Origin of the sequence: Streptococcus sp. A11, assembly GCF_043674225.1 — a bacterium.
In the GTDB taxonomy this organism is placed as follows: Bacteria; Bacillota; Bacilli; order Lactobacillales; family Streptococcaceae; genus Streptococcus; species Streptococcus suis_V.
In genome coordinates, this window is record NZ_JBIMJS010000001.1 from 106,888 (window position 1) to 118,951 (window position 12,064).

Below are 12,064 nucleotides of genomic sequence, written 5' to 3' on the forward strand. Positions count from 1 at the left end.
TGTCAACAGGCATTCGTTTTTTGCTCATAAAAAAAATTGTAAAATATTCATAAAAACGCTTGCAATTTTCGTTTGGTTGTATTATTATATTGGTGAAAGAGAGGTGCCTATATGAAAAAAATTCTTCTTGTCCTAGCCCTTATTTCCACGATTGCTGCTGGAGTTCTGGCTTGGAATTTTATCAGTTACAAACATGCTCATTTCAAACCAGATGCCCAAGCAGACTTCTATCTCCTCTATCCTGGTCATATCGACTCCTATAAACTGAACGGGGATCAGCCTAGCCTGCTCGCATCGCAAGAACTGCCTAGCAAGGACTACCTTGGTTCAGGCCCAAATTTTACCTTGGGCAAGAACACCCTCGTCTTTTCAGAGGCTGCTTTCAAATATACCAGCGGTAATATCGTCAGTCTTGATTTTGCTAGTGGGAAAATCAATCGCCAACCTAGTAAATACGCAACGGTAACAAGCGGTTCTGACGGCAACTACTTCTACACCGCAGGTATTTCCGATAAACTCGTCCAGTTTGATGCCCAGCTCAAGCCTGTCAAGGAAGTGGACCTGCCAAAATTTTTCAATCCTACTGGCAGAATTAATATGGACGACAAGACAATCTATCTGGTTGGTACAGAACACAATCCCGATGATCCTGATAACTGGAAGGAATTGCTGGTTTTAGTTGATAAAGAAACGATGAAGGTATCAGAAAGTCTCTATTTCGATCGGAAGATGACCGTTCAGGATAGCTACTTAATGAATGGCATTCTCTATCTTCCTGTTATTGCCTATACTGCTGCTAATGGAGATATGAGTGAGTCCAAGCACATCTTGACATTTGATACCAGTACCAAAAAATTTGCGACGATTGATATCAAACAACCTGCTCCTGCCCGTATTCATTCCCTAAACTCTGACACGAGTTTCTTGATTGAGCATGACGGTTACATCACTAAAGATATTCGTTTTACCATTTACAATACGAAGACGGGCGATGAGAGTTTCCATGTCATACCAGATGCCAATCCAAATTATCTCACCATTACTCACCTAAAAGTCTTGGATGAGGAACGGCTGGTTTTCATCGTAGGTGACCAGCTCTATCTCTACAACTGGCAGACCAAGCAAGTTCTCAGCCAGACGCCCCTGGCCTCCGACTACCTGAGCGGTATCTGGGTAACAAAATAAAGAAAAAAGATTGAAGAGTTGTCTGCTAAAAGGCTTCTCTTCAATCTTTTAGTTTATTCGTCGTCTCCCAAGTCCACACTTGGTACAGTCGTAGCTGCATCACTGGTCGCCTGGAAGAGTCCTACTTTCTCATAGCCAAACATAGTAGCATACAGCGATGTTGGAAATCGTTTGATTTTCTTATTGTAGGCTGTTGCGGCAGCGTTGTAGTCCTTGCGGGCAACTAAGATGCGATTTTCCGTGCCTTCTAGCTCGGTTATCAAGTCCGATACCTGTTGGTTGGCCGTTAGCTGCGGATAGTTCTCCGTCAAGACCAAGAGCCGCGATATGGCTGAATCCAACTCGCTTTGCCCCTCCTGATAGGCGGTCGTTCCCTGCTGGCTGGAACCAATCTTGGCACGCGCATCCGCGATAGCTGTAAAAATATCTTTCTCATGCTCCATGGCCCCCTTGACGGCCGATACAACGTTGGGAATCAGATCATAACGTCGCTGGAGCTGGGTCTCGACATTGGCCTGGGCGTTCTCCACTTCGGCGTGGCTATCCACCAGACCATTGTACTGACCGATTGCTCCTATTCCCAAAAATAGCAAAGCTACTAGGGGGATGAGGAAGGTTAACCATTTTTTATTCATACTATTTCCTTTCTTTTTCTTACCAACCAGAGGAGGCGCCGCCTCCGCCGCCTCCACCACCGGACCAGCCACCTCCGCCGCCAAAGCTAGATGAGGAATGGTCAGAATGATGGTGATGATGGTAATGATAATCGTCGACCCACATCCAAAGTAGGCTACCTGGACCGCCTCCGCGGCCACCACGACTGGACTTATCAATAATGATAAAAATAATAACCAGAACAATAATGAGGATGAAAAATGAACCGACATCATCGTCACTATAAGTTTCTTGATTTTCTAAGCTAGCCAGCTGCTGGGCTCCCAGGTCAGTCCCGTAAAAGCGGTCGCCGATGGAATTGACAATGTAGGTGACACCAGCATCATAGTCCTCCTGGCGGAAAAACTCCCTGGAGGAATCTAAAATATCTTTGGCCTCTATATCCCTGATGACGGTGGCTGCATTGTCCGAGGTCTCTATCCGAAACTGCCTGTCATCTATGGCAATGACCAGCAAAATCCCGTTATCCGTCCCGGAAAATCCTACCTGCCAGTGACGAAAGAGCTCATTGGAAAAACTTTCTAAGTCATCATTCAGATGGTCCGTCACATAGACCCCCACCTGCAATTTTTGACCGGTTCGCTCCCATTCTTGATTCTTTTGGTCAATACTGGCGATCGTATCAGCTGATAGGTAGCCTTGTTGGTCTACTACCGTCGTATTCAGCGGCCGATCTGGCAACTGGGCCGCTCTAACAATTGGCGGAAATAAGGCCAGCAAAACTAGGAGACTGACCAAGATTCCGCCTAGCCATACCACATACTTTCTCATCTCAACACCTCCTTCGGCACAAAAAGACAAGAAATCATCTATTTTCTATATACAATTATATCATATTGTGTACTGTTGAACAATATTTTTTATGTCCCTCTGCAATCTGGGTAAGACACGTTCCTTGAACCAGGGATGCTTGGCCTTCCAGATATTATTTCTAGGAGAAGGATGGGGCAGAGGAAAATAACTGGGCAAATAATCCTCAAAATGTCGGACCCTTTCGGTCAAGTTCCTCTGGGATTTCCCAAAAATAGCTTCCTGAGCATAGCTCCCAATTAAAAGCGTCAGATCAATATGAGGCAAATGTTGCAAGATGAGCGGATGCCACTTGTCAGCGAAGTCCTTGCGCGGTGGCAAGTCACCTGTCTTACCCTTACCAGGATAATAAAAATCCATAGGAAGAATAGCAAACAGACCTGAGTCATAAAAGGTTTCTCGGTCTACCCCCAACCAATTCCGAAGATTATCGCCACTAGCATCATCAAAAAGTCGACCTTTTTCTTGTGTTTTCAAACCCGGCGCCTGCCCGATAATCAGAATGCGAGCAGTCTCAGGCGCCTGAAAGAGCGGTTCAATCCCTTGACGTGTAAAAACTTGATTGGCAGGGTCAGACATAATAGCCCGACGAATGGAGGATAGCTGCATATTGTGTCTCCTAAAAAAGACGGAAATCCCGTCTTTTCATCTCTTATTTAATCAACTCGTAAATGGCCTCTGCGTAAATTGCCGCGGCGCGGTAGAGGTCTTCTACATCCGCAAATTCATTGGCCTGGTGCATGGTATCTGTGTAGCCTGGGAACATAGCTCCATAGGCAACGCCACGCTCTAGCAGGCGACCAAAGGTTCCGCCACCGATGACTTGCTCGTGACCTTTCAGTCCTGTGTGTTTCTCATAAACAGACAGGAGAACGGCTACCATTGGGTCGTCAATTGGGCAATAATGCGGTGTGTGACCGTGGTCTGACAGGCTGACGCTTTCTACCTCAAATTTCTCCAAGCCAGCCTTGATGACTTCAGGACTAGTGTTTTTTGGATAACGGAAATTGAGGGCAATGGTGTTGTCTGCTGCGCCTGCATCAAACTTGAAGACACCAGCGTTCATGGACAGGGCACCCATTTGCTGGTCGTAGATAGCTACGCCTAATTTTTTCGCATCGTGGTCCTCAAATAGAGTTTCTCCGGCAAGTTCCAAATAAGCCTTGGCTGCACCTTCAAAGGCAAACTGGTTGAGGAATTTAGCCAAGTAGGTCGCCCCATTGACCCCATTTTCTGGGTGGGCACCGTGGGCTGATTTTCCGATGACGGTCACTTGGACACGACCGTCAGACAGATTATCCGCGCTAGCTGACACGCCGTATTCTGCTGAGAAGGCTGCCAATTTATCCTCAAGACTATCTAACTGACCAGAGATGACTGCTGTCGCGGACTCAGGCACCATGTTCTCACGAAGACCGCCTGTAAAGCTATGCAACTGAGCAGCTCCGCTATTTTCCCCAGCAAAATGCAAATAAGCTGTGATGTTGCCCTTTTCACCGTTGATAATCGGGAATTCGGCATCAGGAGAAAATCCGAAATCTGGCAGAGGGAGACCAACGTTTGCGAAGTAATAATCCATGTCCGCCCAGCCCGACTCTTCGTCGGTACCTACGATGAAGCGGACTTTCTTAGAGATTGGCAAGCCCAATTCTTTGATGATTTTCAAACCGTAGTAGCAAGCCATAGTCGGCCCCTTGTCGTCGGACGAACCGCGCGCAAAGAGCTTCCCATCGATGATTTGTGGATCGTAGGGGTCTGTATTCCAGCCACTACCAGCAGGAACTACATCCAAATGCCCGAAGATACCAAGCACCTCATCGCCTTCACCGAACTCAAAATGTCCAGCATAATTGTCAACATTTTTGGTCGGATAGCCGTCACGCTCAGCAATTTCTAGAAATTTATCCAAGGCACGGACAGGACCCGGTCCGAATGGGTGTTGGGCATCTGCTTGGCTATCGTCGCGCTCTGAATTGATGCGCAAGAGGTCGAATAAATCCGTCATGAATTCATCCTTGCGTTTGTCTACTTCTGCTCTAAAATTGATTGTCATACTGTCTCCTTTGCAATGTAAATGTAAGTCTATTTTATCATAATTTATCATGCAGATATAGAAAAAACTGACCTTTTTCAAGATCAGTTTATTCTTATTCAAATTCCAATTGCACCTTGTCCGTAAAATAAGACTTGTAGGCTGCGTATGATGCGATAACGGAGGCCAGACTGGTAGCCGACAGGAGCATGAACATGACCATAATCTGGTAACGAATGGCAGCTACAGGGTCAACACCTGCAAAAATCAGACCAGACATCATGCCGGGCAGGCTGACCAGACCAACCGTCTTGGCTGAATCAATAGTCGGTTGCATTCCTGTCCTGATACTTTCGCGCAAAATGTCCTGCGAAGCCAATTTGGCAGGCGCGCCCAAGCTCAATTTCTCCAAGACCTGCTGGCGATTATCCGTAAAGAGACGGTACATGGCTCGATAGGACAGACCGATGGCCGACATGGCATTGCTAGCTAGCATACCAGAAATAGGAATGACCTGCGAGGGAATGAACTTAATAGCCCCCGACCAAATCAAAATGCTCAAGGTCAATCCAGTGGAAATCAGAAGCGCAAAAAATGGATGCCAGAAGAACTTGTTGGCGACAGGATTACGCTTATTGGCCTGACGACTAGCATTGTAGAGAATGACTAGGACCATGACCAAGCTCAACCAGCCATTAGATACTTGAAAGACAAACTTCAAGACATAGCCGACCAGAAAGAGTTGGACCACCGTCCGCAAGACAGCCATCACAATGTCTTTGGTAATTCCCAGTTTTTCCTTTTGGCTGATGCTAAGCGCAATCAAGACCAGACCAAAGACCAAGGCCAGAGAAAGATTGCTTACATTTACTTGGTTCATTGGACAATTCTCCCCTTCTCTACCTGGATAATGGTGCTGGCTGCTGCTATTTCCTCCGCATCATGCGTGACTTCGACAATGGTGTGTCCTGCCTTGTGGTAATCGGCAATCAAGTCATGCACCAAGGCTTTGCTTATCGCGTCTAATCCAGCCGTCACTTCGTCCAGTAAGAGCACCTGGGGCTCAAAGAGAAGATTGCGGACCAAGGCCACGCGCTGTTTTTCACCGCCCGACAATTCGGAGATTTTCTTGTCTAAAAATGTCGCTGGCAAATCTACCTTGGCAAGAGCTTGAACCGTGCTTTCTTCATCAACATCCAGCTGACGAATCTCAAAAGGAAAGGCAAGGTTATCCCGCACCATTTGCCCAAAGAGAACCGGCTGCTGGAAACAATAGGAAACCTCTCTGCGGTAGATAGGCATATCCATTTGTGCCAAATCCTGAGACTGGTAGAGGACTTGTCCTTGACTAGGAGAAGTCAACCCTGCCAGCAGTTTTAAAATCGAACTCTTACCAGACCCGGACGGACCAACCAAGGTCAGGCGCTGACCAGCATCTATACTGAGCGTCACATCCTCCAAAATGGTCGTGTCTGCATGAACTAAGCCGACGTGATTTAGCTGAAAAATCGGCATTAGCGACCTGCCTCCTCTGCCTCTTCCGCAGCCATTGCAATAGCCTGAGTCTCGTGAATAGTGCCATGCGCATGGTGAGCAGGACCATAGATAGAATAGAGTTTCAAGTCCTCATCGCCAATGTTGATAACATTGTGGTAGGTATCTTTTGGAATGAAAATGGCAAATTCTGGAACTACTTCTGTATCAAGGGTAATGTTGTCCGCATCTGTTCCCATGATAACCCGTCCCTTCCCTTGCTCCACGCGCAAGAATTGATCATTTTCAGCATGCACTTCCGCGCCAATATCCCCACCAACTGGAATCGACATGAGGGTCACCTGCAAGAGTTCCCCAGTCCAAAGGGCTGTCCGGTAGTTTGTATTTTCCAAGGTTGCGTCTTCAATATTTGTTACAAATGGTGCTTTACCAAAATCTTTCGTTGTCATCTTATATACCTCTCAAATTGTAATCATTCTAAAGTTTATTTAGAATTGTTATAATTATAGAACTTTATCTGCAACTTGTCAAGAAAGAAATTGAAAAAAATTCATAAAAAAAATTGACCAGCTTAACTGATCAATCTTTCCTAGTAAAATGAGCAATTTCTCCTTGGCTGGTCGCATCTACAAAAGCCACCTGCTCTAGATTGCCAATCAGGTCAAATAGGGACTGACTGTTTGACTGGAGCTCCTCTGCCACTTTGTCAGAGGCTTTTTCTACCTTCAAAAATACTGTTAATTGATAGGGTTCCTTGTCTGATTGGATTTCGATATGGTCATAAGTATAACCTTCAGGATAATCCTGTAAAGCAGCTAACTGACTGACCTTGCTATTGTCACCAACATAGTCTGTTTTGTACTGTTCCAGATTCACCTCTTGGCTTTTCTCTGCCTGACAGGCTGCTAAAAAGACGAGGAACAAACAGGAAACAAGAAATAAATATTTTCGCATGACTTTTCCTCCTGAAGCTTATATACTTTAAATTGTAAACCCTTACACAAAGCCTGTCAAGAAAATTGACTTCATGTAATGTATACCAAGAACAGGCTGTATCAAGCTACTCTCTGTCACCTTTGTAACGTAAACCCATAGCATTGATAGCGACAATAACCGTTGATAGACTCATGAGCACGGCCGCCAATAAAGGATCCACCATAATACCCATGCTTGGATAAAGGATTCCAGCAGCTAAAGGAATGGCGATGATGTTGTAACCTGCCCCAAACCAGAGATTTTGCCTCATTTTGCGGATGGTTGTCTTGGCAATGCTCAACATATCCAAGACCGCTGATGGATTGGATTGAACCAAGACTACATCTGCAGAGTGGATGGCAACAGAAGTTCCTGCGCCAATGGCAAAGCCTAAATCTGCCGTCGCTAGAGCAGGCGAATCATTGACCCCATCTCCGATGAAAAGAACTGCCCCACGCGCCTGATAGTCCTTGACCAGCTTCGCCTTATCCTCTGGTTTAAGTTCAGCTCGGTAATCTTCTATGCCCAACTGACTGGCCACTTTTTGTGCAGTAGCTGGGTTATCTCCCGTCAACATCACAGGACTAATGCCCTGCGCTTTCAAGCCTTCTACAAAATCTTTAGCATCTTCTTTTATCTGGTCTCCCAAGGCTACAAATCCCAAGACTACACGATCAGCCACCAAAAAACTCAAAGTAAGGCCCAAATCAAGATAAGGTGCAATCACGTCCTGATCCACTGACAAACCTATTTCCTGCACACCTTTGTAGGAAATAATTTCATAAATCCTTCCATCCAAGACGCCTCGAATCCCACTACCAGGGATATTCTCAACCCGTTCTGCTTGATAGAAAAGTGGACCTGCCGCCTCCACAATCGAAAGGGCAATTGGGTGGGTTGAAAGAACTTCTAACGCTGCCATTTTGGCCAGCGTATCTGCTCCCTGAACCAAATCTTGACTGTGGCGAACTTGAAATTTTCCGTCGGTCAAGGTTCCGGTCTTATCCATCAAGGCAAACCGAATCTGGTTAACCTGTTCAAGAGCTGTTCGGTTCTGAACCAAAAGACCATTTTTTGAAGAAATCGTGGTCAATCGCGCCACAACAAGGGGAATGGCTAAACCAAGGGCATGCGGACAGGCAATGACAAAAACAGAAACTGCCATCATTAAGGCAAAGGCAAGATTGGCCGTCATGGTCCAATAAATAAAGGCCAAAATCCCCACAATTAAAGCTGCATAGAAGAGCCAAGAGGCTACGCGGTCAGCCATATTTTCAAGCTTGGATTTCTGGTTTTGCGCTTGACGGACCATTTCGGTCACCTGCGCCAAAAAGCTGTCCCTACCAAGACTGGTCACTTCCATTTCAAAGGGCGTGTTTTGATTGAGCGAACCACCGAATACCCTATCTCCCGCCTCTTTTTTGACAGCTCGAGATTCCCCAGTAATCATGGATTCATCAATATGAGCAACACTCAAAATCTTACCATCGGCCGGAATTTTTTCATTTTCCTTGACTAAGAGGAAATCCCCAATCTGCAAGTCCTCTACCGCAACATCTGTCCCATCCTTGAGATGGGCTTTTTTCGGAATGAGAGTGGCCAAGTCTTTCAGGGCATCGCCTGCTCCCATAACTGCCTTCATCTCAATGATATGCCCAATCAGCATAATGACAATCAGCGTAGACAACTCAAACCAAAAGTTCATGCTTTCTTGTCCCAATAACGCTAAAATGGTCGCATAAACGGAGTAAAGATAGGAAACAATAATCCCCATGGAAATCAGGGTCATCATTGCCGGTTTTTTAGCTCGCAACTCCCCTCTAGCTCCGTTAAAGAAAGGTGTTCCTGAGTAGAAGAAGATAATAGAACCTAGTATCAGCTGGACAAGTTCAACACCCGGAAAACGTAAGAGAGTGAAACCTGCAATTGGAGAAATGGCCAGTAGGGGAATCATGACTGCCACTGCCACCTTGAGCTTTGTATTCATATCCCCCATGTGCATCATGTGCCCACCATGCTCCATCATGTCATGGTCATGCCCTTGGTGATGCTGATGAGCATCATGAGAATCATGAGTATGATGAGAATGATGACTGACGTCAGAGCCCCCTACATGATGATGGTCGTGATGGACGTGATGGTCAGAATGATGATTGGCGTGAACCCCCTCTTCAGGAGGATGCTCCTGCTGATGAGAATGATGGCTGGTCTGACCAACTTCCTCAGAATGCATCATATGTTGGTGTTCCTGCTTATTTTCTTTTGAATGGTTCATAAGATAACTCCTATTTCTGTCTACATTTGTAATCGATTTACAATTATAGTTTACACTTGTAGTCAAAAAATGTCAACCGATTAGATCAAAAAAACCTAGAATGGCATTAATCCATCTAGGTCATATTATGTGTTCACTTTTCTTTATTTCAAATTAAAAACAGTACTTGCCAAATAATCAGCCAACCTCGGAAAAAGAGTATAGAGCTTATGAGCTACCGCCAAGGTCCAAGGCAGATTGATGTCTCGTTTTTTTGTCCCCATAGCTGAAACAATCTTCTTGGCAACATAATCTGGCTGGAGTAAAAAAGCCTTGACACTTTCTTGATAAGTACCACCTGGATCTGCTTGGTCGAAAAAGCCAGTCGCAATAGGTCCTGGGTTAACAGTTGTAACTGTCACACCATACTGGGCTAATTCCAAGCGAATGGTATTGGAAAATCCCATAGCTGCAAACTTGGTCGCCGAATAAACTGAGGACTTAGCTGAAGCAATCAAGCCTGACATGGAAATGATATTGATAATCTGCCCGCTCCGTCTGGCCTTCATCCGTTTACCTACTAAACGGCACAGGGTCATCAAGGCAAAAGTATTGATGTCAAACATAGCCTGCACCTGCTGGCTGGAAAAATTCTCAAAATCATCATAAATGGCATAGCCAGCATTATTGACTAGAATATCAATCTGACCAAACTGACTATCCAGTTCATCAAAAAATGCCGTCAGAGCTATTTCATCTCGAATGTCTACATCAAAGACAGCCTTTTTTTCATGGTAAGCATAGAGCTGCTCAATTTTTGCCACATCACGACCTAGTAAAATCAAAAAATCATCTTTCAGCAAGGGCACCATTTCCTGTACCAAGCCACCAGAGGCACCTGTGATTAGAATGGTTCTCATAGCTCAATTTCCTCTAAATCCTTGACAATATGAACCTGCTCGAAAATAGTACTTGCATCTTTCCGTAATTGACTAATATCCTTGGATAAAAATCGTGGACTAATATGATTGAGTAAGAGCTGCTTGACACCAGCATCCTTGGCAACCTGAGCGGCTTCCATATTGGTCGAATGCCCGTGCTTACGAGCAATCTTCTCATCGCCTTTTCCGTAAGTCGCCTCATGCACCAGCACATCAGCATTAACAGCCAGACGCACACTAGCATGACACTTGCGCGTATCACCAAGAATGGTCACTACCTTGCCAGGTCGAGGAGGAGAAATATAGTCACTCGCGATAATTTCAGTCCCATCTTCTAGCGTCACGTTTTGACCATTTTTGATTTTTCCAAAGAGGGGACCAAAGGGTACACCGGCCGCACGGAGAGCATCCGCATCCAGCGTTCCCTCCAAATCTTTTTGCATGACGCGGTAGCCGACACATGGCACCGTGTGATCCAGCTTGTCTGCGAATACCGTAAATTTGTCCGTCTCAAGAACCTTGCCAACTGTCTCTACGTCAAACTCATGAAAATGAATGCGGTAAGGCAAGCGGGAACCTGACACTTTCAGACTGGCCAAGACAAAGGAACGAATGCCCGTCGGACCATAAATTTCAATATCCGTCTGCTCCTCACTAGACTGGAAAGAACGGCTGGACAAGAACCCGGGCAAACCAAAAATATGATCGCCATGCAGGTGAGTAATGAAAATCTTAGCCACCTTGCGCGGACGAATGGTTGTTTCAAGGATTTGATTTTGCGTTCCTTCGCCACAATCAAAGAGCCAGACCTCATTGATTTCGTCCAAGAGTTTCAAGGCCAAGCTGGACACGTTTCTTGCCTTGGAGGGCTGACCCGCCCCCGTACCTAAAAATTGAATTTGCATTGTTTACTTTCTAATGTTTTATATATAAAATTGCAGAGCGACCCGACCAAGCAACATACCGTTGACCGTCATACTTTTCTGCCGCTTGCAGGACTTCTTCTTGATTGAGACCACTTATTTTGACAAATTGGTCGCTAACAGACACATCCGTCAGAAGAAATTCTGTCTCTTCTGCCACCAAGATAGTCTCATCAAAATCATTGCCTTTCATCCACACCTTGCCTGCTTGCTCAAAGACTACATAGTGAGGGAAAATTTGCGCAATCTCAAACAGCAAATTCTCTGCAACCTCAACGTCCTGCTCGGCAAAGACCTGAGCCAAACCGTCCGTCGACACATAGGCAAATCCGAAAGACTTGCCTGATAAATTCAGGCGGACAAAAGGCTTATCTTCTTCAAAGCTGGGCTTTTTTGGAAAAAGGCTCAGCTGCTGAGATAGGGCGAGATAGTAATCCGTCGCCTCTTCTGCTCCTTGTTTCTGGTAGATTTCCGCAAAATAAGCATTGATAACTGAAGGCGGTGGTGTGATGAAGTCCAACTTCTGCTGGTCGGTCAAATCTTCTAATTTCTTAGCCAGATAGACCTTGTCCAGACTGGTAAAGCCACCGTATTTGATTGCCAAATCAAGATAATCCGTCATAAAATTCTTCCAACTTCCATTTATTGCTGGAAGCGATATAGCCTGATACCACTTCCACATCCTCTTCGTAGGTCCGATGTTCAATCAGTGCCAAAGTGGCTAAATCATGCAATTTATAAGCTTCAGCAAGTGGGACCCTGACCTCAAATCGTT

Annotated in this window: 13 protein-coding genes and 1 pseudogene; 1 reads left to right on the plus strand and 13 read right to left on the minus strand. The window is 45.5% G+C overall.

Annotated features, from left to right (window positions below; all coding sequences use genetic code 11):
- Nucleotides 1–111 precede the first annotated feature (111 nt).
- Nucleotides 112–1,185, plus strand: a complete 1,074-nt coding sequence (locus ACHBIF_RS00500; protein ID WP_394717932.1) for a hypothetical protein — start codon at nt 112–114, stop codon at nt 1,183–1,185.
- Between the two features lie 53 nt (nt 1,186–1,238).
- Here ACHBIF_RS00500 and ACHBIF_RS00505 read toward each other — a convergent pair whose 3' ends face one another.
- The 13 genes and pseudogenes from ACHBIF_RS00505 to ACHBIF_RS00565 form a co-directional block, all read right to left on the minus strand.
- The gene (locus tag ACHBIF_RS00505) at nt 1,239–1,820 is read right to left on the minus strand and encodes a LemA family protein (protein ID WP_394717934.1); all 582 of its coding nucleotides are present in this window, start codon (nt 1,818–1,820) and stop codon (nt 1,239–1,241) included.
- Between the two features lie 19 nt (nt 1,821–1,839).
- Nucleotides 1,840–2,631 carry a TPM domain-containing protein gene (locus ACHBIF_RS00510; RefSeq protein ID WP_172063556.1) on the minus strand — a complete coding sequence of 264 codons (792 nt, stop codon included), beginning with the start codon at nt 2,629–2,631 and terminating at the stop codon, nt 1,840–1,842.
- 60 nt (nt 2,632–2,691) lie between these two features.
- Entirely contained in the window at nt 2,692–3,279 is a 588-nt protein-coding gene (locus tag ACHBIF_RS00515; RefSeq protein ID WP_394717936.1) for a uracil-DNA glycosylase family protein, read from the minus strand.
- Nucleotides 3,280–3,322: 43 nt separating this feature from the next.
- The gene (pepV, locus tag ACHBIF_RS00520) at nt 3,323–4,723 is read right to left on the minus strand and encodes a dipeptidase PepV (protein ID WP_394717938.1); all 1,401 of its coding nucleotides are present in this window, start codon (nt 4,721–4,723) and stop codon (nt 3,323–3,325) included.
- Between the two features lie 94 nt (nt 4,724–4,817).
- Nucleotides 4,818–5,582, minus strand: coding sequence for an ABC transporter permease (locus tag ACHBIF_RS00525; RefSeq protein WP_394717940.1), 765 nt, complete (start codon nt 5,580–5,582; stop codon nt 4,818–4,820).
- Complete coding sequence (locus ACHBIF_RS00530) at nt 5,579–6,217, minus strand: ATP-binding cassette domain-containing protein (RefSeq protein ID WP_172095204.1); 639 nt, start codon at nt 6,215–6,217, stop codon at nt 5,579–5,581. Before ACHBIF_RS00530 ends, ACHBIF_RS00525 begins: the two co-directional genes overlap by 4 nt.
- A complete protein-coding gene (locus ACHBIF_RS00535; protein ID WP_105122775.1) occupies nt 6,217–6,645 on the minus strand; it encodes a cupin domain-containing protein in 429 nt (142 codons plus the stop codon). The genes ACHBIF_RS00530 and ACHBIF_RS00535 overlap by 1 nt, the downstream gene beginning before the upstream one ends.
- A gap of 130 nt (nt 6,646–6,775) precedes the next feature.
- Nucleotides 6,776–7,150, minus strand: coding sequence for a DUF4825 domain-containing protein (locus ACHBIF_RS00540; RefSeq protein ID WP_105161193.1), 375 nt, complete (start codon nt 7,148–7,150; stop codon nt 6,776–6,778).
- A 106-nt stretch (nt 7,151–7,256) separates the two neighbouring features.
- Nucleotides 7,257–9,446: a copper-translocating P-type ATPase gene (locus ACHBIF_RS00545; protein ID WP_394717943.1), complete on the minus strand. Its 2,190-nt coding sequence runs from the start codon at nt 9,444–9,446 to the stop codon at nt 7,257–7,259.
- 143 nt (nt 9,447–9,589) lie between these two features.
- Nucleotides 9,590–10,345, minus strand: coding sequence for an SDR family NAD(P)-dependent oxidoreductase (locus ACHBIF_RS00550; protein ID WP_394717945.1), 756 nt, complete (start codon nt 10,343–10,345; stop codon nt 9,590–9,592).
- Nucleotides 10,342–11,271, minus strand: coding sequence for a ribonuclease Z (gene rnz / locus ACHBIF_RS00555; protein ID WP_394717947.1), 930 nt, complete (start codon nt 11,269–11,271; stop codon nt 10,342–10,344). Before rnz ends, ACHBIF_RS00550 begins: the two co-directional genes overlap by 4 nt.
- Nucleotides 11,272–11,281: 10 nt before the next feature.
- Nucleotides 11,282–11,911, minus strand: a complete 630-nt coding sequence (locus tag ACHBIF_RS00560; RefSeq protein ID WP_394717949.1) for a cystathionine beta-lyase — start codon at nt 11,909–11,911, stop codon at nt 11,282–11,284.
- Nucleotides 11,895–12,041: pseudogene (locus ACHBIF_RS00565) on the minus strand (GTPase HflX); the annotation flags it as partial. The pseudogene ACHBIF_RS00565 and the gene ACHBIF_RS00560, both read right to left, overlap by 17 nt.
- Between the last annotated feature and the right edge of the window lie 23 nt (nt 12,042–12,064).